This is a genomic window from Paenibacillus rubinfantis, from assembly GCF_001486505.1.
Taxonomy (GTDB): Bacteria; Bacillota; Bacilli; order Paenibacillales; family Paenibacillaceae; genus Fontibacillus; species Fontibacillus rubinfantis.
Map to the genome: position 1 here is coordinate 490,047 of NZ_LN909066.1, position 22,879 is coordinate 512,925.

Sequence of the window (22,879 nt, forward strand, 5' to 3'; positions counted from 1 at the left end):
TTTTTTAGAATCCGTCGAATTCTCCCTAAAGCTCCAGGGGACCGGGGGAAAAATTATGATTCAGCACGTAAAAAGCCTTAAGAAAGTCGCATCGACAAAACCGCGGTCGTCCCTAACAATAGAGTCATGTCAAAAGGTAAGGGTTTACAATTTCCCGGCTAAGAGGAGGCGCTTCAATGAAATTTGATAACCCGGAAGATATCATTCAGCTGACGCCGCTGTGGAAAGGCGAACGGTTTGAGAACGGACGGCCGAAGGTGCCGGCCGATGTGCTGCGAAGAATTCGCAAAATTACGCTGGAGGAAGCATGGGGGCCACTTTGGCACCGTGGCTATACGTTTCAATTCGAAGGCGACTTCAAAGTCGTTCATCCCGATCAGGTGATGGTCGGGCGGGCCGTAACCGCCGTCATGGTACCCAAGCGGCCCGACCTTCACGAGACGCTGCTGAATTACGGGCATGAGCAAGAGGGGCGAAAGGGCTTCTTTAACCAGTGGGTGATCGATTCCCTGGTCGAGGATGATGTTGTGGTTGTCGATATGTTTGATAAAATTCACCTCGGCACCTATGTCGGCGGGAATCTATCCACGGCCATTTCAACCCGCACCAAACGGGGTGGTGCCGTAATCTGGGGCGGCATCCGCGACAATCAGCAGGTAGCGGAAATTAAGAACATTAACGTCTACTACCGCGGCAGCGACCCAACGGCCATCGGCGATGTCACAATGGTTGGCATGAACGTACCGACCCGCATCGGCAAGGCGATCTGCCTTCCCGGGGATGTAGTGCTGGGTACACCGGCAGGGGTTATCTTCATCCCACCCCATCTTGCCGAGCTGACGGCGGAGCAGGCGGAGAAATCGCAGGTTCGCGATGTATTTGGCTTTATCCGGTTGAAGGAGGGCGTGTATACTACCGCTCAGATCGATGCCTCCTGGCCTACCGCGCTGTGGGAGGACTTCATCCAGTGGTTCCAGCGCGACGAGGCGGCCGCCGAATACCACCACTTAAGCTGGGAGAAGGAGCTTGAGGAGGCGCGGCGAAACGAGCAGGACGGACCTCGTTCCGACGTACGTTTGTAGAAGCCGAAACAAAAAACAGGAAGCGGGCGCTGTACCGCTTCCTGTTTTATTTTCCCATCGACTCCCGATACTCGCTTGGCGATACGCCCACCTTCTTCTTGAAGATTTGGCTGAAATAACGTGGATCCTGATAGCCGACCTTCTCAGCGACTTCGTAATTCTTGAAATGAGTCGTCCGCAGCATTTCCTTCGCCTTTTCGATCCGGATATCGGTTAGATGCTCGATAAACGTCTTGCCGGTATTCGTCTTGAAGAGCAGGCTTAAATAGGTTGGCGTCATATATATCTTTTGAGCTACGGTTTGCAGCGAAGCGTACCGACAGTCCTGCTCCATGTAGTGGATCGTCTTCTTGATAATGCTGCGATGGCTTTCCTTCTGGCCGGGGGAGGCCACCTTCCACAACTCGGTCAAAAACCGGCCGACATAACGCTTCAGCTCCTCAAGCGTCCCCAGCTTCACAAGCAATGTCGCTTCAAATGGCCTGTAAGCGCCTACATTTCCTTCGTCGGCAAGCACTCTTCTCTCCATTCCGACCAGCAGGCGAATCGTCAACTCATACATGCTCTTGATGTCGATCGGCCCCTGCTCCAGTACCGCAGCATAGAATAATTCCACCGCCTCCGCGAGCTCCTCTTCCGAAGCGGCCGAGCGGAAATGGTCATACAGTCGTTTTTCCTTCTCCGTTGGGTAGCTGCTGATCGGCTCCAGCCGGAGAAACTCGCCGTAATGAATCATTTGGCCGGTTCCGCTGTAGAACTTGTTCTGCAGCGCCCATGCAGCCTGCCGATAGGAAAGGTGGACGTCTCGCAAATGGCTGCACGGCTTTCCAACCCCGATACTAATAGGGTCATCGAATTGTTCCTTAAGGATCACCTGCAGCCGCTCCAGCACCTCCTTGGATACCCAAGAGAATAGCAGCCCAATCCGTCCCTCGCCATCCAGAAAAGCGATACTGTTCCCCGGCATCCGCTGCTGAAGCGATTCCCGCATGCTCTCCAGATAAGTCAGCTTGTTGTGTTCATTCGTCGCGGGAGCGGTCGGCTCCAATAACGCAATGGTGGGAAAAGTGTAAGACGGATTTAGGTGAAGCCGGGCCAGGCTCTCCTTCAAATCCGCTTTCGCATCCGCGGCCCCGGATACCAGATACTGCAGGAGGCGGTCACTCATCCATGTCGTAATCGCTTGGTGATCCATCACAAGACGTTCATTCAGCATACTCCTTCCCCCTTTTGAAAGATGACCAACGCGAGCCAAGACCCTAATCCAAATGAATAAATTTATAGGCGTGCATGTGCTCGATAAACGCTTCCTCCGCCGCCTCGCCGTCCCCCGTCCGGAGGGCGTCGATCAACAGCCTGTGCCAATCGGCCAGCATTTCTGTCGTATGATGCCGATTTGAAATGGCCATGAAGCGCATCACCTTCGTCTGTATGTGGTTCCATAGCTCCAGGATCGCTTGATTGTCGCAGCGTCTATAGAAAAAACCGTGAAAATCCATATCCAACTCAAGAATGCTTAACGTGTCTCCCTGCTCGACCGCTTCCTCCATCCTCTGGATCATCGCTTCCAGCGCAGCGTAATCCGCCTCCGTTAAGGTTGGCATGGTTGTGCGAACGGCGTAGCCTTCGATAATTTCCCGGAGAACAAATAAATCCCGGATCTCCTTCGACGTAATGTTGGATACCACGGACCCTTTGTTCCGAATGCCGGTAATTAATCCTTCCTGCTTCATCCGTTCCAGCGCTTCCCGTACGGGCGCCTGGCTCACTTGAAATTGACCTGCGATCTCCAGCACGAGGAGCCGGGTTCCCGGGGCAAGCTCACCGGTAAGTATTTTGCGTTTCAGGGTGACATAAATTTGCTCGCTTATGGAATTCACCAACGGGACAATATCGTTGCTTGGCATCCTTCTCAGTCTCCATTCGATTATCGTTTATCGATTATCGATAATTCGTTTACTTCCATTGTATGAGTGGACCTGCGCATCTGATACCGGGGCAACCAAAAAAAAGCCCGCGAAGCTATCGCTTCACGAGCTGAATGAGGTACTCCCTGAACTAACGGACCTCAGAGACGTTATTGACTACCGTTGAAGTCAAAAGCGAATTCTAACGGACCGAGGAGACCTTATTTTGGATAAAAACCACCTAATACTTGCCATGAGAGCCCAATAAGATCCTTGGAGTCCGTTACAGCGGGAAATAACAGGGGAAATAGCAAATAAGGTCACTAGGGTCCGTTAGCCTCAGACTTTCAGACTTTCAGACTTTCAGACTGTCAGACTGTCGGCTTGTCACTTCCCCACCTCCCTACTCATCCTTCAACCGACGCTGATACAGAACCACAGACACAATCGTTAGTACAACGGTCCATATGAAGGTAATGACGAGGGGTTTGAGCAAATCTCCCGTCGTATATCCGGTATCGCTTAAACCTATCAAATGCACAAGCTGACTACTCGGTACGTAATCCAGCGCTCTGAAGATCGGATAATCGTCCGCGAGAAACACGCCCCAAGGCGCCCCGGTGAATACGAAGGCCACCGGAAGGATGGACAGCGAGGCATCGAGCAGCGTCCTGGAAAATAAGCCGCAGATCGTTCCGGTCGCGATGTATAAAATCAGCGATAGCGCAACGACCACCACCAAAGCCCCTAGATTGGCGGGCTCATACCCGAAAATATACGTAGTAATAACGAGAACAACCGCAGACATCACAAAAACCAGACTGCTTTTCCCAACTAATACGTCCAACGTTGTGGCCGGCGTCATCATTAAGGACCTTAATGTGTTCCGCTCCTTCTCTTCCGCAATCAAGCATGCTTGGGCGAAACAGGTCAGCATCACAAACGAGAGGTTAAGTACCGTAGCGAAGGTCCCCGCTACAGCAGCTAGGGGCAATGACGAATCCACCCCTCGAATTAGAAGCGCCAGGACAATAGGGAGAATTAACATAATAGAGACCGCATAATTGCGTGAAAACTCTTTGTAATCCTTCACAAAAATCGCTCGCACACGCTTGAAGGAGATCCTCATAACAACTCACTTCCCGTCATTTTGATGAAAATATCACCGAGGCTAGGTTCCTTCGTTTCCACCCGGTCGATGAGCCCGCGCTTCATCCAATCGGCGATACGATCCGCGGTCTCCCCATTGATCGGCAGCTCGTAAGCTTCCCCATTCACCAAGTCAACCCCTATGACATTTTCCCGATGCTGCTTCTTTAATTCCCTAGGGGTACCGATGGCTTGGATTTCCCCTTGATGCAAAATCGCTACCCGATTGCACATCAATTCGGCCTCCGTCATATCATGCGTCGTTAAAAAAATCGTCGTCCCCTTCTCATTTAGGTAGCGTAAGCCTTTATAGATATGGGCCGAGTTCACCGGATCTAAAGCCGATGTAGGTTCATCCAAAAATAGCAGTTCCGGCTCATGGATGATCGCGCAGGCCAGCAAAACACGCTGACGCATTCCTTTTGATAAACGGGTGACCTTCTTTTTGCGCTCTCCGCTTAGGTTCACAAACTGCAAAACCTTATCGATCGAGGTTTTGGGCAATTCGTACAAAAGGCGGTACAGCTCCAGATTCTCTTCAACCGTTAATCGCTCGTAGAGACCACTGTTATCGGTCAGGATACCAAAGCGCATTTTCTGCGCCGGCTGGTACATCATCTCTGACGGCTGGTTAAATACGCTGGCCTGCCCGTTGGTCGGGCTTAATTGCGCCGTGAGAATCTTTATTAATGTCGTTTTCCCTGCTCCGCTTGGACCAAGGAAACCAAAAATTTCTCCTTTCGGAATGGAAAAGGATACGTCCGATAACGCATCCTTGTTTCCAAATCTTTTCTGAATATGTGCGACTTGAATGACAGCCATGTACACCACTTCCTTAGCTTTGATGCCTTAAGCATAGGATGGAAGCTAACCTCAAGCCATTAAAAACCGCTGAAATGTAGCTAAATCCGTCTGAACGGTACCCTGGAAGACTTGACCGGTCCGATATTCCCCTGGAAATTAAATGTGAAGCAGTGCTTTTAATTCCTGCAATTTGGAACGAGATAACGGAACCACCGCGTCCTTCCCTGTATTTAAGCGTAAGCTGTAGCTATTCTTCGTCCATGTAATGATCTCTCTTACTTTTTGCAAATTTACAAGATAAGACCGGTGACATCTGAAAAATCCGAAATGAGTTAATCTCAACTCAAGATCGGTTAACGTCGATACGCAAACATAATTTTCCCCGTCCACGTGAACGAGGATGGAACCGTCCAAGCTTTCAATGTAATCAACCTCAGGAGGATCAAATAAAATTACCTTCTCATTTCTTTTGGTGGAAATTTTCTGCAACGTTATATTCGGCGAATCGTGTTCCTTGATGCCTTGTTTGTCCTCTCCTGAGTCCCGGATATCCAGCGGATGAAAGCCAAATTCGTTTAACCGATAAATCTCATCGCAGGAGATCATGGCATCCTCTAAATTCGAAGTTAAAATGAGAATTGACTTCTCTTGCGAGAGGTCCTCCAGAATCCGCTTCAAATGACGACGATCCTCTTCTTCCAAATAAAAATAAGGCTCCTCCAACACAATCGTTGGCTGATACGCAAAAAAGGCTCGCAGCAAGGTAACGTACATTCTTTTCGACGGGGGGAGCTTCTTCACCTTGACCTTTCGGACTTCATTCAAAGCCAAATAATCCATTAAGGGATCCAAACGATCCTTTCTCTCCGTCACTTGGAGGAGGAAGGTGATTAGCTCTGTTACTGTTAAATGCAGGTATTCGTTTTGCCCCGCTCGAAGTACAAAATATCGGGATCGATCCGATAGCTGATTTATGACGAGTTGCTTTCGCTTCAAGTCCGTAATGATGCCCGTCGATTCATTTGGGTTCATCTGGAGTTCAAACTTCGGTAGAAGTAATTTTCCATTTTGATAAATGGGTTCGAATTGCATGTCATCCTCCTAGTCCGTGCCACCGTTGGATATCTATCACAATTATAATAATCGGGTAGGAGGCTACCCATTAATTGAGTAGCCGACCTCCCACACCACCGTACGTACCGTTCGGTATACGGCGGTTCCTAAGTTTACGCAGTTACTTGTCGATAATAATCCGAGAAGAAGAGAAATCCTAAGCCCTTGAGGGTGTTATTTCCGAGGGACTTCGAGAGGACGGGGCTATTGGAGATTCTCCAGTAGCCCTTTCTCGTGTTTGCGTATTCCCATGCTTTTTGTCCTTGGATTCCGAGCGATTGCAGTTTCTCGAATTTCGTCCTCACTCGTTTCCACTGCTTCCAGAAGATCATGCGAATCCGCCTTCTCATCCATTCATCCGTGGATTGGAGCATACTTTTCATATCCGCTATTTTGTAGTAGTTGATCCACCCCATGATGTAGCGTCTAAGCTTTTCGGCTCGTTCTTCATTTCCCATCCCGTTGCTTCTGGACGTGAGCTCCTTTACTTTGGCTTTCATCTTGGCAGCGGATTTCGGATGAATGCGGACTCGTGTCTCTCCTTTCCTTTTGTAGAAGGAGAACCCAAGAAATTTAACCTTCCACGCCTCGTCCACCACTGTCTTTTCCCGGTTCACTTTGAGAAACAACTTCTTTTCAATGAAGGGAAGAATGTTCTCCAGTGTCCGTTCCGCGCTCCTTTTGCTTTTGTTGAAGATCAGGAGATCGTCCGCATAGCGCACGAAGCGGTGCCCGCGGCTTTCCAGTTCCTTGTCCAGTTCGTTCAGCATAATGTTGCTGAGAATTGGACTCAGATTGCCCCCTTGCGGTACGCCGATTTCCGTATCCTCGAAGCGGTGCTTCACGACAACGCCGGCTTTCAGGTACTTGTGGATGAGCGAGATGACCCGCCCGTCTTTAATGGTTCGGGATAAGACTTCCACCAATTTGCTTTGGTTAACGGTGTCAAAGAATTTCTCCAAGTCCATATCGACCACGTATTTGTACCCTTCTTCGATGTTTGATTGGCTTCTCTGAATAGCGTTATGTGCGCTTCTCTTGGGTCGGAATCCGAAACTGTTCTCCGAAAACTGTTTTTCGTAGATCGGGGTAAGCACTTGAGCGATCGCCTGTTGGATAACTCGGTCAACAACCGTAGGAATTCCCAGGTTTCTCTTCTTTCCGTTCTCTTTCGGGATTTCTACCCTTCGAACAGGATTCGGACGGTAGGTTCCGTCCAGAATGGATTCCTTGATGGTTTCTCCGTTCTCTCGGAGATATTGTAGAAGTTCATCTACTCCCATCCCGTCGATTCCGTGAGATCCTTTGTTAGTTTTGACCCGCTTGAACGCTTCGTTCATGTTGTCTCTGCTAACGATTTTCTCAAGCAACTCGTCCTTCGACTCGGTTGCGTCGGTGCTGTCGGTTTCAGGTATCCGCTCAGGACTGTGCGCTCCCGCATATTCTCCATGTTCCGCATGTACGTTTTGCGTCGAGCCTTCTCTTCGAAGTTGGCTGCACTTGACTCCTGTTTCGGTACCATTCATTAACCCACACCTCCTTAGGTTCAGCCCTTCCCTCAAGTTGTCGACTAACCGAGGTACTATGGCGTCTGCTGACTTCTCATGATAAATCTTGTTTCAACCATGATTTGAAATTCATCTCCTCACGTCCATGAGACCTCCCACGGTAAGACGCGTAACTTTCATCCCGTATACCCGCCGCATTTACATCCGCGTGTCCGTGCAGTTTATTGGATTTCGTCTTGTTTAGCAGACTCATCCCACTTTGGATGCCTGATGCGATTCGTGTTCCTCAGGCCGGGACTTTGCCTCCAGCTTCCTTCAGATTCCACCTCACGATGGACACCCTTGCTCTTGGCTAATGGTTGGCAACTGCCAGCCCCCATAGCGGACTTTCACCGCCTAGCTACGCGCCATGCGTGGCGCACCAAAAAAAGCCCGCGAGGCTCTCGCCTCACGGACTTAATACCGCATTTATTCCTGATCAAAATATACAATCTTCCCCGATTCGGCGGATTGATAAACCGCTTCTAAGATTTGAGTCACAATCATCGCTTCTTTCGGCTTCACTAACGGTTCGGTATCATTGACGATGCTGTGAATCCATTGCTTGGCTTCATACTCGAAATCAGTCAGTTTCTCCCCGCGGAACAGCTCTCTTGCGTTGGGGTTCACATCGATTTCATTCAGGAACAAGCTTCCGTCTCTCTCTCCGTTGATCCGCAGTTTACGGTTATTAAAATCCGCGCCTCCCTTCGTTCCGCACAGCAGGTTGCCGCCGCCGTCCGCAATGTTCAGGGCCCAACTCGTTTCAATGATGACCGTGGCGCCGTTTTTGAATTTCACATATCCAAATGCGGAGTCCTCAACCTCGAATTGATTGGGATCCCAGGATCCCCATTCGTTTGCGGCATTTTCGGTATGCTTCAGTTTATGGAACACGCTGCCTACAACGCTTTCCGGCTCATAGTTATCCATCAACCAGAGGATGAGGTCCAGGGAATGGGTGCCGATATCGATCATCGGACCTCCCCCCTGCTTCTCTTTATCCAAGAAGACCCCCCAAGTAGGTACGCCTCTTCTCCGGGTAGCTACCGCTTTGGCGAAATAGATGTCTCCCAGTTCCCCGCCTACGATCATCTTCTTTAAAAGTTGGCTTTTGGCGCTGGACCGGCTCTGGTACCCGACGGTGAGCTTCTTGCCTGTTCGCAGGTGGGCTTCGTACATCGCTTTCGCCTCCGCACCGGTGACAGCCATCGGCTTCTCGCACATGACATGCTTGCCGCTCTCGAGTGCATCGATGGCAATCACGGCATGGGCGCTATTGGGGGTGAGCACATGCACGACTTCGATCTCTTCCACCGCCAGCAGATCCTTGTAATCGGTGAACACCTTGGCTTCTGGTGTGCCGTATTTTTTCGCGGCGGCTTCGGCTCTTTCCGGAATCAAGTCACAGAAGGCCACCATCTGCACGTTCTCCACCTTAGCTAGACTTGGCATATGTTTGTCATTGGCAATCAAGCCACAACCGATGATCCCAACTTTAACAGTTCTCATAGTCTCCCCTCCCTTCGTTATTTGAACTCCACCGTTCGGTTTTCCTTATGGGCGATGTAAGCCGCTTCCAAGAGCTCCGTCAACTTCGTCCCGTCCTCCAGTCCGAATGGCATCGGCTTGTCGTCAAGCAAGGCATCCGCCCATTGCGTGATCGGAGCCGGCTGCGCGGCAGGAAGTTGCTGGGGTGTGATCCATCCGGAGAAGGGTAAATCAAGCTGCTTCGAAATGACTTTCACGTTCGAATCCGAGATGATTAACGTGCCTTCGGTACCGTAAATCTCCAGCGCAGAAGGAGTTCGATACGTCACTAGGCTGGTCTCCACCAAAGCGACCGCATTGTTCGCGAACTCGATGGAGCATTGCGCATTATCTTCTACGGTGCGCTGGGTGAAGTAATGGAACATAGAGGTGATCCGTTTCGGCTTTCCTAAGTACCAGCTAGCAAGATACATCGGATGACAGCCTAAATCCATCATCGCTCCACCACCCGCTTGCTTCTCATCATACCAGTACTCCGGAAGCCAATTATTCAAGGCCCCGTCATGGCCGTTCCGAATACGCAACAGCGTCACATTCCCTAGGAGCCGGTCATCGATCAACTGCTTCGCGAACAATTCATGGGGTCTCGTACGCGCAGGGAAGGAAATGCAAAACTTAACGCCGGCTTGGCGTACCGCTTCGGAAATCCGGTCGCATTCCTCCGTGGTCAGCGCCATGGCTTTCTCGGTAAAGATATGCTTCCCGGCCTGAGCCGCAGCCACCATGACGTCCGCGTGCATGCTTGTAGGGGCATCCACTACGACTCCATCAACGTCCTCGCGCGCTAAAAGAGTGTCCAAATCCGCCTCAAAATCCGCTCCCAGCCCGGCTGCCCATTCCTTCCCCCGGTCGGGTTGTTCATCCCAGACGGCTGTGATCTTCACCTTCCCGTGGGATTGCAGCTTTCTGGCGTAATCCTCGGCATGCACATGCCATTTGCTTAACATTGCCACGTTCAACATGTCATGTTCCCTCCTTCGTCTTGAGGATGAGCCGGGTTAGAATCCGACATCATCTCGTTCCGCCGCTTTTTGAGCCACAAACTCCGCCATTTCTTCTGCACCGGCAGCTCTAAATTTCTCTTGCACCTCATGAAGCATCTTTAAGGCTTCTTCATCGGACCCTGCGAAAAGCGCCTTTTTGAACTCATCATCGAAGTTCAAGCTGCTCGTTTTATCGATATACTCCTGATACTTAGGCCACTCTCTCGCCAGGTAGCTGGCGCTGACTTTGTCGATGATTTTGATCGGCATTTTGACCGAGAAGCTTTCCTCCAACTTCTGCCATTGCGTTTTTTGATCCTCCGGTGTAGGCCAAGTGACAGAATCGGAGAAGGCACCGATGAATCGTCCCGGAAGGAAATTAAGTCCCGCGTCCCGTTTCAGATCCGGGTTTTCGTCAAATTGCTTCTTCACGTCCGGAATCCATTGCGGAATCCCGTTCTCCAACGTGTAGTGCGTGCCTTCAATCCCGAAATACGCAAGCAAACGGCCTTCCTCGCTGTTGACATAATCAATGTACCGTAATGCTGCATCGGGATCTTTGATGTTCGCGCTTAAGAAAAGAACAGGGAAACCGGAGCGGCCGGGTTTTTCCACTTGCGTCCGAATTTCTCCGCGCTTATTCTTCATCGGTCCAAGCAGCTCATATTGCATTTCCGGATTGGTTTTATACAGCGTTTTCGATAACTCAGCCAACATCGGTTGAGCTCCGAAGATGGCAAGCTTGCCTGTCGTCAGCTTTTCATTGGCGGTTGTGCTCGTATTACTGAACGCTTCGAGGTCAAACAACCCTTCCGTTAATAGCTTTCTCATGTATAACAGTCGGTCCTCATAGTCCTTGGATTGCGTCCAGTGGATGAGCTTACCGCCTTCCTCGCGGTAGTCCGAGATATTATAATCCGACCAACCGGCAAGGAATTGACCATAATCCCAACCATTCCACATCGTTCCTGCCGGGATCACCGGCTTGCCGGCGATATCCTTGAAGCCGCCGTCTCTGATCTTAACCAACAAATCATACAGTTCCTCTTGCGTATCGATATCCTCGGCTTTTACATTTAACGCCTTCAGAATATCGCCGCGGGCAAAAAGGCCATAATTCCAGTTATGAATGCTCTCGGGGTTTCCATCCGGGGTTTCCGTAGGAATGAGATAGGTCTTTCCTTCGAAATCCGGACCATTGAGATCAAACTCGTTAAAATCCTTGGCGATCCCAGTCGTCACCAGTCTTTTTACATTCGGATACTTATCGAGATAAGGGGTGAGATCCAAAATCTGTCCTTCCATCGCGGCCTTCTTGATGACTTGCCCTTCCCCTCCCGTAGTCGACCAGAAAGGGGCGTTGACGATATCCGGAACCGTACCGGAAGCAAAGATGGTATTCAGTTTTTCAACTTCGCTGGTCGTGATGGATTCCATTTTTAAGGTGACCCCGGTTTTATCCCGGATTTGTTTGGCAACGGGGTTGTTCTCCTGATCCTGCGGGAAACCGGCGCCACCCCCGTTCCAAGTATTGAGGAAAGATAAAGTGACCGGCTTGATTTCTTCCGTACCCGAATCCTTCACGGTACCTGGCTCATTTGCGCCTGTGTTGCCCGTTCCGGCTTCCTCCTTCCCACCGGATCCCATGCATGCTGTGAGTCCAAATAGCAAGAATCCGATCAGCGTGATACTTAAGACACCCCTCAACCCTTTTTTCTTCATACGACACTCCCCTCTCGTTAGGCATTTTTTATATAAAAGGCTTGGCCTCTTATATCGAAATCACAACTACTCTTTCAGGGAACCCACCAATACGCCTTTCACAAAATACTTCTGCAGGAACGGATACACGCAGATGATCGGTGTTGTAATAATAATGACAAAGGTCATCCGCAAAGCTTCCGGAGTGACGCCGCGCAACTCCATCTGCGCTTCGGTCATGTTCTGAATCGCGGAGCCGCTGTTCCCCGACGACGACGTCATCGACTGGAAGGACGCTTCACTGATCATTTTGTTCAGGAACGTCGCGGCCGGCTGCAGCTTCTCATTCTGGATAAAGAACTGACCGGTGAACCAGTCATTCCATACGCCCACCCCAACAAACAAGGCAATGGTAGCCAGCACCGGTAGGGAAAGAGGCAGGATGATTCGGGCAAATACCGACAACTCGCTGGCTCCATCGATGCGGGCCGACTCCGATAATGCTTCCGGAATCCCATCGAAGAATGTTTTCATGATAATCGCATTAAAAAAGCTATACAGAGAGGGCAATACCAGCACCCAAAACGTATTCAGAATGTGGAGTTGCCGGAACAGAATAAAGGTCGGGATCAGGCCGCCGCTGAACAACGTGGTGAAGAAAAAGAAGAACACGATATACCTTCTTCCGGGCAAGCCTTTCCGCGACAGCGCATAGGCCAATAACGCCGTCAAAAATACGGACCCGATCGTGACGACTAAGGTTCGTACAACCGAAACATAAAACGAATTTAAGATGAGCGGGTGGGTAAATGCCTTGGCATAGTTCTCCAAAGTAAACACTCTAGGAAAAAAATAGATTCCGCCCTTCATCGCATCGTAGCCGTCATTAAACGACAGGGCCAGGAAATAAACAAATGGGTACAGCGCCGTGGCGCAGAAAATAAACAACACCAAGTAGTTAAACCCCATATACAAACGGTCCGCCGACGTCAGCCTTTTCGCCCCCATGCGTAACACCTCCTCAAGCGTCGCTGGCTTCTTACCATAGCGATACTTCGCTTACACGCCTTGAAATATGATTGACAGCCACAATAAGCAGCAACGAAATCGCGGATTTAAATAACCCGATAGCTGTGGAATAGGCGAGTTGCCCTTGCTGGAGCCCTGTTTTTAGCACATAGGTATCCAATATCTCCGAAACACCTAAGGTAGACGGGGTTTGCATCAGCCATATTTGATCAAAGCCCGCGTTCAGAATGCCGCTAAGCGAAAAGATCAGCAGGATGGCGATCGTTGGCGTGAGGCAGGGCAGCGTAATTTTAAACAGTTTGCTCCACCTGCCCGCCCCGTCGATTTCGGCCGCTTCATACAAGTGCGGATCGATATTCGTTAACGCGGCTAAGTAGATGATGGAACCCCAACCGACCCCTTTCCAGATGTCAGAAATGATCACCAAAGGATAAAATAATTCCGGCTTGCCCATAAAAAAGATCGGATCCAAACCCATTTGATACCGAATGTCATTGATCAACCCTACGTTTGGGGACAGGATCTTTTGAAGTAAGGTTACGACCACAACCCATGACACAAAATGCGGCAGATAGGAAATCGTTTGAAACACTCGTTTGATTTTGGCGTGCATGACCGCATTTAGCATTAAGGCCAGGATTAATGGAGCTGGAAACCCAAAAAGAAGCTTCAGGGCGCTGATGGACAATGTGTTGCGGAGCACTTCGTAAAACCGGGAATCATGTAAAAACTGTTCAAAATATCTAAAGCCTGCCCACGGACTCCCCAAAATGCCCAGATTGTATTTGAAATCTTTAAACGCTATTAAAATGCCGTACATCGGATAGTAAGCAAAAACCAGAAACCAAATAATAGCGGGAAGCAAAAACAAATAGATATGCCTGAAATACCAGATTTTCCGTAATCTATTGGATCCCATTCTGCGATCACCTCCTAGAACTTCGTCGGATCGATTCTAGAGAATCGTCAATCCATACGCCGGTAGTTTAGCGACTTTCTCCCCCCCTTACTTGCAAGCGGTTTCATTTATATGTTTATAAATATTCGATATAAACAAATATATTCAATATGCTATGAGAAAAATTCCGTAAACCTTTGGGTTAAGGAAACCTTTAAGGTCGAAGAACTTTGAATTAACGGTAAACTTAACAAATCCCCAAAAATAACCCATAATGGGTATGTTCAATATATACATATATACCCAATACCCAAATAACAGCAAAAAGCGGGTGTCTCCAAAGAATCCTTTGGAACACCCGCTTGGCTTTCAGGTATTACGAACTTAGCGGACCGACGCTACGATCAGCATGACCGTCTCCCCTTCCGAAATTCCCGAGGGCCGGACCGAGTAGTTGCCCACGGCTGCCGGAACAATGGCCGTTTCGGCATAATGGACGTCGAAGGGAGGAAAGGCGTTGGTTTGGCTGTATATCGTAATCTGCCCTCCTTCTACTAGGTTCAATACCTGGACGCTGTCCTTGCAGTCGATCTCGACCGTCGTCGAAAAGGTATAGCGGAACGTCTCGATGAACTGCCGGTGATGCAGGCCGGTTCGTTCCACTTTGCCGCCTTCCGATTCTTCCAGCACCTTCTCTTGATGAATGAGATTTCCCTTTACCCAAGACGTATCCCAATCCCACTGGATATTCTTGAGCCCGTGCTCCAGATGAGTTGGACGAGGCAGGCCATCCAAACCCACTCGCCCCCAATCCCAAAGCTTAAACGTAAAGATATACGGGGTCGCGCTAATCTCCAGCACCATCGTGTCTTTGCCCGAACAGTGGAGGGTGCCTGCAGGAATCAGCACATGATCATGCTTTTTAACCGGGATTTGGTTGACGTACTCCTCTGCCGGGAAAGGGGCCTCTCCGCTTTTCGCGCGGTACAAGTCATTCGCCATGCGTTCGCGGTCCACCTGCTCTTTGAGTCCCAAATAAACGTAAGCCTCTCCGTCTTCAGCAGCGTCCAAGATATAGTAGCTCTCATCTTGGGTATAGTGCATGCCAAAGGTCTGCTGGATGTATTCGGTCAGGGGATGGACTTGAAGCGATAAGTTCCCGCCTCCCATAGTATCCAGCAAATCAAAGCGAATCGGGAATTCCGCCCCAAACCGGGCATGCACCCGGTCACCCAACAGTGGACGGGGGCAGAACAGCACCAAGTCCATCGCTGGAACCTCCAGAGTGACCTTGCCGAAACGAAACTGGAGGCTGTTCTCTTCCGGGACCCCGTCAAAGCTCCAGGCATAGTTTGGCGGTCCCTCGGGGAGCAAGATGTTTTCCTTCATCCACTGCCCGCCCCATACTCCGGGATCGAAATAAGGCTTGAGGCGGAACGGTCGCGAAGCCGACGCTTGAAGCGCGGTGCGAAAAGCGTCCCCGGTAACCAGGTTGGGCTGTCCCGGCTTGGTTGTTTCCATCAAATAATCCAAGCTTCCGATCAACTCGGCTTTGTGCCGGTCCGCAATGCGCCATTCAACAAAGAACCCGCGCTTGTACTTTTCCAGAATGGGCGCATCGGGATTGTCGGTTAGCCAGTTCGTCATGCCCCGGCGATAGCGCAGTTGAATTTCCCAACGGGGCAAATCGAGGTAGACCAGCAGATCCCCTTTCGTTACGAGTGACGCGCCGGTCCCATAGAGAAATACAGGGCCATCGGATCGACTAATTTCTGTCCTTAACGCATCCAGAGCGGCAGGATCAAAACAGTGGTCTAAGCGGCCGTAAAACATCACGCCAAACACCGGATCCGGCGGAAGGTTAGGTGCAAGGAGCTGTTCCAGCTGCTCGGACGGCAACAGGCAGCTTTCGCAGTCCACCATCTGCGCTGGAGATAACAGCGCCAGCTCCTTCGCCACTTCCTCCTTGTCCGTGCCTGGATAACAATCAAAAACAATCACACGGCATCGATCCATTTGCCGCCTCAGCTCTTCCCGAACGGCTTCCCATCCCGAAAAAGCATGCTCATCCCATTCCGGAATGTCCACTACCGGATCCAAATCGTAGTTGCGGTATTTCATGTTGTTCATATCAAAGTGCTCCTCAACGTTTAGATGTAGAATGCGAGCAAGCCTTCGTTATAAGCCTCGCAAAGGCGCATCGCCGCTTCGGTGGTCTGCTTATCCTGGCAGGAAAGCGTAAACGCAAATTCATAGAAACCACCCAAATCGACCTTGAAGTTCGTCTCCCAATAGTTGTTCATGACCCAAGCAAACGTTTCACCTCGGTTCAATTCCCAGTTATTGCCGTCGCATAGCTGGATTGGCTTCGCTTCCAGGGGGCCAAACGTCAGTAAAGGCGTGTCTTTGACCGCCACCAACACCTGCCGTTCGCCTGCTTCCATCACCAATCCGTTTTGGATCAGATAAAATTCCATATTGCTGCCGGGCAATTGATCAATGCCCGGGCGAAGGATGCAGCCGGTTTTGTCCACATACTTCACCTCATCATCGCCCGCGGTAAATGGCAGCGACACATAAAGGTTTTCCGGGTCCCACACGCTATCCTTGTGGACGCGCACCATCGCTTCAATTTTATTGATCTCCCGGTACAACTTCAGGAACACCATGTAGAACCGCGTACCCTCCAGGCTGTAATCGAGCTGCAACGAGACAAACAGCGGCCCGCTCTCTACGATTTGGATATCGGTCAGACGAGCCTCATACCGTCTGGTTGCCGGGGATTTGCGGTTGCGTCCCATCCGGCGACGTTCCTCCGTCGGAGAGGTGCGGATATCCGTCACCTCGTAGATTCCGCTAAAGGGGGCGTAGGCCGCGCCCTGCCGGACCAAATTCTTCCCGCTCTTCCGATCGATAATCGAGGTAATCCCCCGCTTCTGATCCAACTCCACCCGATAGAACGTCGTCTCTACGCAGGCCACATCCTCGCGCGGCGCCCCAGGCTGCAGCACATCTTCTACCCCCTCCGCGCCAATATGGGCGTGGTTTTGGGAGGTTCCATTCCGATACTGACCCGTCGCGCGCACCCCAACGTTACGTTCCTCCTTGGGTTGCAGCTTCAGCGGAATCTCAATCTCGTAGGCCCGGGCGATTCGCTTCACCTGGTGCGAGATCACTTCATTGGTGGCCAAATCTACCACTTCGATGGGAATATCCAAGCTGTAGTTCAACCCATTGATATACTCCCAAAACTCAATATAGACTTTAGCGGTTGTCTCTAGCGGAAGGTCGTGGGGATTGATAATTCGATAGTGTTGCGGCCGGTCTTGCCGAATGGCTACCTCCCCTTTTTTCGCTAAAATCCGGTCCAGGTTGTCCGCGGCCTCCGTGTTCCCATTGATGGCGTAGGCTGATTTTTTGTGTTCCAGTTCTCCAACCAGAGTCTCCCAAGGTTCCGATACGGAGGAGGAATACCCCCAGGTGTGCTCGCTGTAGAGGATCAGATTTTCCGCCGCTTTCTGCATCAACCCCGCATCCCCCAAAGCGGAATCCGGATCCAGCTTTTTGCAGAGATCGTACTTGCGTTGCCCCTCTCGATACACCTTGACAACCGCTGGTGTGGAGCCCACACCATCCGCCCACCAATCGTTCCAATCGCCCTGATATACTGGAATATCCTTCCAATTCGCTTCTAGATGATCAAAAAACTGGTCCAAGGTAGCCATGCAAACTTCCAGTGTTCCGGCATACTTCCGGTTCAGCCAGTCAACCCGTTCGGCGATCTTGACGTTAGGCGGGGCATTGTCCGTGATCGCGCCCGAAACCATGAAGGGTACAAAATCGCCGGGATACCCCTCGGCCTCCAGATTCTGTAGATAGCGCTCCAGCCGTTCCTCGAGAATGGCTAACTCGACTTGCTCCGTATCCTCGGGACTGGTAGTAAAGAGCTGATTACCTCTCATTTTCTTGCTAATTTCATCGAAAATCATATAAGTCGAAGCCGCATGCGGCGAAAAGCAAAACTCGTTCCCAAAGTGGTAATGCTCCCCGTTCCACACCAGTACCTTCTTCCCGGACGGTCCCTGCCAGTAGAAGGGGGTCTGTTTTTTATAGAGGGGGAACATGCCGTGATGGGAATGTAGGCAAGAAAACAGGCGTTCCACGCCACACTCCTGCAGAACATCGGCATAACCCCAAGCAAACCCGTTGATATCGGCGCTCATTCCGCTGCGGACCGGAAATCCAATTTGCTCACCATAAACCTTGGCTTGAATCGTGCAATCGTAGAGAATATCTCGACTGACCAGTTCGGTTAAATTCATATAGTTGCCCGAAAGCCCAATTCGTCCTGCTCTCACATATTTTTCAAAGTCCGTAATATAATCCGAAGGCGCATGGTCATAGAAGTTTTTGACCTGCCAGTGGTTTTCACACTGCCACACAAAGCCTTTGCGAGCCTGATTGCCGGTGCGATCAGCCTCTCTCAGAATATCGATGGCCTGTTTGATAAAATCGCTATGATAGTGAATAATTTTATCCTGCCGCTCGGTGTAGCCAATATCCGTGTGAGAATGATGTACGAGGAATACCTTCCATTTTTTCGACAGTTTCATAAAGCCACTCCGTTCATTTAGGTTTACTTGCTCTGATAAGCATAACCAGCCTCAAAATGTTTGTTCAGCAAGAAAAACAGCAGCAGCGTTGGAATCGAGGCAACCACGCAAGCCATAAGAATCACAGGGACATTCGCTTTGTCCATTAATGTGATCGCAGCCATCACCGGGCGAATCTCCCGGGATTTCGTGAAGGTCAGTCCAAACATCAACTCGTTCCATACCCAATTGAACTGGGTAAGGAAGATCACCGCCAGCGGGGCGGTCGACATGGGAACAAAGATATGCCCTAAAATTTGCAGACTGTTGCACCCATCGATTTTGGCCGATTCACATATTTCCTTGGATATACTTAGAAAATAATTCCGGAGTACAAACATGCAGAAGGGTACGCAGATTGCCGTATAGAACAAAATCATCCCCAATTGGGTATCGTACAGCTGGCTGACCGTCAGTCCCTTGTAAACCGGAATCAAATAGATTTGAAACGGAAAGATCGTTCCGCTGTAGATAAAGAGAAACCAAACCATCGGCCGTTTGATCTTGAGATGGGAGATGGCATAGGCGGCCAAGATCGCGATGATTACGGCTGCCCCCGCCGAGACCGAAGCGTACAGAAAGCTGTTGGCCATCCCCTTGATCATGCCAAAGGTACCGGCAATTCCTTTTAAATTTTCGGCCAGGCTTATTCCCTTGGGCAGATCCCAGAAGTTCCCCAAATTGTATTCCTGCTTCTTCTTGAACATCCCGATGATGGCGAACACCGCCGGAAATATCCAAAAAATCGATAGAAGGATCAGCACTGAATTTACGACGATTCTTCCACGGCTTGCTTTTTTCATAGGATGGGTTCTCCTTTCGCGCTTCGCTCAGGCCGTCCGGTCGGTGTCTCCGAAGGTGTTGCGGATATTAAAATAAGAGACGATCAAAATCATGATGGTGAGCACTACCGCCACTGCCGCACCGACACCAAACTTGCCATGGATAAAGGACTCCTGATACATCGTTAACGCCAAGGTCTCAGAAGTTCGGTAAGGGCCGCCTTTCGTCATCACCCAGATCGAATCAAACACCTTAAAGCTGTTCACCAGAGACATCAGCAACACCACCACCGTGGTCGGCTGAAGAAGCGGAAAAATCACCTTGGTGTAAAGCTGAGTCGTCCGCGCCCCTTCGATTTTGGCAGCCTCAATCGGAGAACTGGGAATGGTGGACAACCCCGTAATGAATAAAATGGTGTTCAAGCCAACACCTTGCCACGTTCCCATCAAAATCATGATGAAGGTGTTGACATATGGGATGGCCAGCCAATCGCGAACCCAGCTCTCAAACCCAAGCAAGCCAAACAACTGAGGAATGCCGTACTTCGAGAGAATGGCCACCATGATAATGCCCCCGATGGTGCTCGACAGGGCCGTGGGATAGTAGAAAATATTTTTAAATCCGCCAACCCAGGCGCTGTTCTTAATCAAAACGGCCAACAGCAGTGGCAGCGCCAGCGTAAACACAAGGGAAAACACAACCCAGATGACGGTGTTCATGAGAGAAATTTTGAAGTTAGCATCCTGAAACAGATGGCGATAATTCTCGATGCCCACAAACCGCATGGCGGAAAATCCGTCGTATTCATAGAAGCTAAGGCGCAAGGTATATCCAATGGATGTGACAAAGAAGACGGCAACCAGCACAACGGCCGGCAGCAGATAAAGATAGTTCGTCCAAGCAAAGTTGCTTTTCTTCAAGAGAACCCCCTCACTCCTTCGTAATTTAACCGAATACTTCGTCCGCCTTGGCTTGAATGTTATTCAGCACTTCGTCAATCGCTGCCCCGCTGTACATAAAGCGAGAGAGCTCATCCAGGGCTGTATTTCGCACATCTTCGGGAGTATTCTCATAGAAACGAAGCAGGAGCTGGTAATGTTCTGAATCCCCCGTCATCTCCAAAATGTTCTGAATCGTCTGATTCTCCACCGATACCGCACTGACGTTAGCGATACCGAGGTCGTTGACCATCACAGATTGGGTTTCGGGTTTGTAGAAGCTGCGCAACGCGGCAAGAGCCTGTTCTTTGGAGGCGCTGGCTTCGGTAACAACAATCGGCGAGGCTTCGAAGAAGATCGTCCCTTTCCCGTCATTCATACTGGGCAGGACAAAGGCGTCAATATGGGTTTCCGGCTCCATGCCGTAATCGTCCTGCAACCCGGTTACCGTTGGGCTGTCCTCCAAGATCATGGCGACGACGCCTGTAGCAAACTCCTTGTGAAGGTCGCTGTAGACAATCGGTTCCCCAAAATAACCTTTATCAAACATCTCTCTCCAGATCCCCATCACTTCCTTCACAGCCTCGTCTGTGTAGGGTTTAGTGCCGTCGCAAAGATCCAAATACAACTGAGGATCATAGGCGGCGATCAACTGCTGGAACCAGATGAAGCTAGCCCAGGAATCGTTCTTCAAGCCAATCGGGGTGACGCCGCTGGCTTTGAGCTTCTCGCAAGCCTCCAGAAACTCTTCGAATGTCGTAGGAACAGCCACGCCGGCAGCCTCAAACACCTTCACATTATAAAGAACCGATGCGTAGCGGAGACTGTATGGAGCCGCATACACTTTCCCGTCCACGGTAAAAGCATCTTTGACATCGGCAGCAACCCCATCGGCGATGTAGTTGTCCCATTCGGCAGACAAATCCGCCAGCTTACCGTTCTTGGCCAGTGTTTCCAATTGGGGGCCGCTCCACCAGGTAAACAAGCCCGGAGCGCCGGGGTCGTCGATCGTTTGTTGGATGGAGGTCTGATAAGCCGCCACATCCGGATAATTGGTGAACACGACCTCAATCCCTGAATCCTTCTGCCACACTTCGGACAAGCGAGCCGCCTTTTCGGCATCCCCCAGTTTATCCAGCCAAAACTCTACTTTTCCACCGGTCTTGGCGGGTGGATTCTCCGATGTAGCGGAATTTGGGGTGTTACCGTTACCGGAGGAATTCCCCCCACCACATGCTGCAAGGATCCCTGTCATCAGAATAACGAAAAGAATGATGGACAAATTTTTTTTGCCAGACATACCATTACCCTCCCCCTTGTTAGTCGGTACATTTGAACCCGCAGCACGATGTGCAACTTTAGCGGGTTTGTAGACAAAACGTGTCATTGACCTTACTTCACAGCCGTTGCTTGATACCCTTTCAAGTAAGCTGCGCCAAGGAGTCCGGCATCATTGTTAAGTTTAGCGATCGTCAGTTGCGGCAGCGGAACCTGCTTGCAGTACACCCCCTTATTTACATGGGCAAGGATGGGCTGCAACAGATAGTCCCCTTCGCTGCTAATTCCACCGCCGATGACAATCATCTCAGGCTGAAACACATTAATGATGTCGATGATTCCCTCTGACACATAAAAGTAATATCTGTCCAGCAGCTTTAAAGCTGCCTCATCGTGTTGTCTGGCGGTATCAAAAATGTTCCTCCCGTTGAAGTGCCCGGAGCGTCTCTTCACCTCGGCCAGAAGGGAATCCGGAAATTGCGCTGCTATCTCCTCCGCCATTCGAATCAGCGCCGTAATCGAGGCATAGGATTCCCAGCAGCCTTGCCGCCCGCAGGTGCATGGCACCCCCCTGGATACAACAACCATATGTCCGACAGCATTGGCCGCCGAGTTAAATCCGCTATGAATCCGTCCGCCAAGGATAATCCCCCCGCCAACGCCAGTGCCCAGTGTAACGGTCACCGATGAATTTGTCCCTTGGGACGCTCCGCAGAGATACTCTCCCAAGGCAGCGCAATTGGCGTCGTTGTCCACATAGATTTCCTTGGGCACATAAGTCTGCAGCGTTTTTACAAGAGGTACGTTCTCCCAGGCAATATTATTGGAGTAGATCACTTCCCCCTTTTGCTGATCCAAAATTCCCGGGCAGCCAAGGCCAATTGCCTCCACTTCCTCGAGCCCGATTCCAGCTAGGTCCAGAACAGAATAAATGGAATCCGCAACATCACGCAGTACCTCCGAATATGGACGTCCCCCCCTTGTATCAAAACTGACTTTTGAAAGAATGGTCTTATCTTCTCCTACCAGCGCGCATGAAACCTTCGTGCCGCCAATATCCACCCCTATCCGCATAGCAAAATCCATCACTCCATTCGTATCCCCGCAGGTCCTATCCGATCGCTTGATTCACGTTGTCCCGAAACCGCGAAGAGGCCGCGATTCCTTACGGGAATATCAAATAGTAAATATCTCTTACTAATTGGATTATAAAACCGCTTTCAAATAGATGTCAATACGTTTATACAAATAGGTAATGTAATATTTTTCGCAATAATACCCCGATATAAGGAATCTAACTATATTTAATAACTTATATTTACTATTTGGTTATCTAATAGCGATAAACACTGAAAGAATGTTGGGATTTTGCAAAGGTACGAACCTTGTTTGATTGTGATATAATACGAGTAATATACTTTCAAATTGTATAGGGACATTTATTCTTACATATTGGAGATGGCA

At 50.2% G+C, this 22,879-nt stretch carries 18 protein-coding genes; 1 reads left to right on the forward strand and 17 read right to left on the reverse strand.

Features of this window, described 5'->3' with window-relative positions; translation table 11 throughout:
* The first annotated feature begins 176 nt into the window (after positions 1–176).
* The gene (locus BN3277_RS19800; protein WP_059045702.1) at positions 177–1,082 is read left to right on the forward strand and encodes an RraA family protein; all 906 of its coding nucleotides are present in this window, start codon (positions 177–179) and stop codon (positions 1,080–1,082) included.
* Between the two features lie 46 nt (positions 1,083–1,128).
* Here BN3277_RS19800 and BN3277_RS19805 read toward each other — a convergent pair whose 3' ends face one another.
* From BN3277_RS19805 to BN3277_RS19885, 17 genes are all read right to left on the reverse strand, one after another.
* Positions 1,129–2,298, reverse strand: a complete 1,170-nt coding sequence (locus BN3277_RS19805) for a helix-turn-helix domain-containing protein (protein WP_059045704.1) — start codon at positions 2,296–2,298, stop codon at positions 1,129–1,131.
* Positions 2,299–2,341: 43 nt separating this feature from the next.
* A complete protein-coding gene (locus BN3277_RS19810; RefSeq protein ID WP_059045706.1) occupies positions 2,342–2,989 on the reverse strand; it encodes a GntR family transcriptional regulator in 648 nt (215 codons plus the stop codon).
* Positions 2,990–3,392: 403 nt separating this feature from the next.
* Positions 3,393–4,118, reverse strand: coding sequence for an ABC transporter permease (locus tag BN3277_RS19815; protein WP_059045707.1), 726 nt, complete (start codon positions 4,116–4,118; stop codon positions 3,393–3,395).
* Positions 4,115–4,960: an ABC transporter ATP-binding protein gene (locus BN3277_RS19820; protein WP_059045709.1), complete on the reverse strand. Its 846-nt coding sequence runs from the start codon at positions 4,958–4,960 to the stop codon at positions 4,115–4,117. Before BN3277_RS19820 ends, BN3277_RS19815 begins: the two co-directional genes overlap by 4 nt.
* Positions 4,961–5,098: 138 nt before the next feature.
* Complete coding sequence (locus BN3277_RS19825; protein WP_059045711.1) at positions 5,099–6,034, reverse strand: LytTR family transcriptional regulator DNA-binding domain-containing protein; 936 nt, start codon at positions 6,032–6,034, stop codon at positions 5,099–5,101.
* Positions 6,035–6,168: 134 nt separating this feature from the next.
* The gene (ltrA, locus tag BN3277_RS19830; RefSeq protein WP_059041086.1) at positions 6,169–7,581 is read right to left on the reverse strand and encodes a group II intron reverse transcriptase/maturase; all 1,413 of its coding nucleotides are present in this window, start codon (positions 7,579–7,581) and stop codon (positions 6,169–6,171) included.
* A 450-nt stretch (positions 7,582–8,031) separates the two neighbouring features.
* Complete coding sequence (locus BN3277_RS19835; protein ID WP_059045712.1) at positions 8,032–9,114, reverse strand: Gfo/Idh/MocA family protein; 1,083 nt, start codon at positions 9,112–9,114, stop codon at positions 8,032–8,034.
* Positions 9,115–9,131: 17 nt separating this feature from the next.
* Positions 9,132–10,115: a Gfo/Idh/MocA family protein gene (locus tag BN3277_RS19840; protein ID WP_059045714.1), complete on the reverse strand. Its 984-nt coding sequence runs from the start codon at positions 10,113–10,115 to the stop codon at positions 9,132–9,134.
* Positions 10,116–10,151: 36 nt separating this feature from the next.
* The gene (locus BN3277_RS19845; protein WP_232436475.1) at positions 10,152–11,858 is read right to left on the reverse strand and encodes an extracellular solute-binding protein; all 1,707 of its coding nucleotides are present in this window, start codon (positions 11,856–11,858) and stop codon (positions 10,152–10,154) included.
* Between the two features lie 66 nt (positions 11,859–11,924).
* Positions 11,925–12,845: a carbohydrate ABC transporter permease gene (locus BN3277_RS19850; protein WP_059045716.1), complete on the reverse strand. Its 921-nt coding sequence runs from the start codon at positions 12,843–12,845 to the stop codon at positions 11,925–11,927.
* A gap of 31 nt (positions 12,846–12,876) precedes the next feature.
* A complete protein-coding gene (locus BN3277_RS19855) occupies positions 12,877–13,785 on the reverse strand; it encodes an ABC transporter permease (protein ID WP_059045718.1) in 909 nt (302 codons plus the stop codon).
* A gap of 363 nt (positions 13,786–14,148) precedes the next feature.
* Positions 14,149–15,894 (reverse strand): class I mannose-6-phosphate isomerase, encoded by a 1,746-nt coding sequence (locus BN3277_RS19860; RefSeq protein WP_232436476.1) that lies wholly within the window; start codon positions 15,892–15,894, stop codon positions 14,149–14,151.
* 20 nt (positions 15,895–15,914) lie between these two features.
* On the reverse strand, positions 15,915–18,377 hold the full coding sequence (locus tag BN3277_RS19865; RefSeq protein ID WP_059045720.1) for a glycoside hydrolase family 38 N-terminal domain-containing protein: 2,463 nt from the start codon (positions 18,375–18,377) through the stop codon (positions 15,915–15,917).
* 23 nt (positions 18,378–18,400) lie between these two features.
* Positions 18,401–19,219 carry a carbohydrate ABC transporter permease gene (locus BN3277_RS19870; RefSeq protein WP_059045721.1) on the reverse strand — a complete coding sequence of 273 codons (819 nt, stop codon included), beginning with the start codon at positions 19,217–19,219 and terminating at the stop codon, positions 18,401–18,403.
* Positions 19,220–19,246: 27 nt separating this feature from the next.
* A complete protein-coding gene (locus BN3277_RS19875; protein WP_059045722.1) occupies positions 19,247–20,119 on the reverse strand; it encodes a carbohydrate ABC transporter permease in 873 nt (290 codons plus the stop codon).
* A 25-nt stretch (positions 20,120–20,144) separates the two neighbouring features.
* Complete coding sequence (locus BN3277_RS19880; protein ID WP_059045723.1) at positions 20,145–21,437, reverse strand: ABC transporter substrate-binding protein; 1,293 nt, start codon at positions 21,435–21,437, stop codon at positions 20,145–20,147.
* 92 nt (positions 21,438–21,529) lie between these two features.
* Positions 21,530–22,501, reverse strand: coding sequence for an ROK family protein (locus tag BN3277_RS19885; RefSeq protein WP_059045724.1), 972 nt, complete (start codon positions 22,499–22,501; stop codon positions 21,530–21,532).
* Positions 22,502–22,879: the final 378 nt, after the last annotated feature.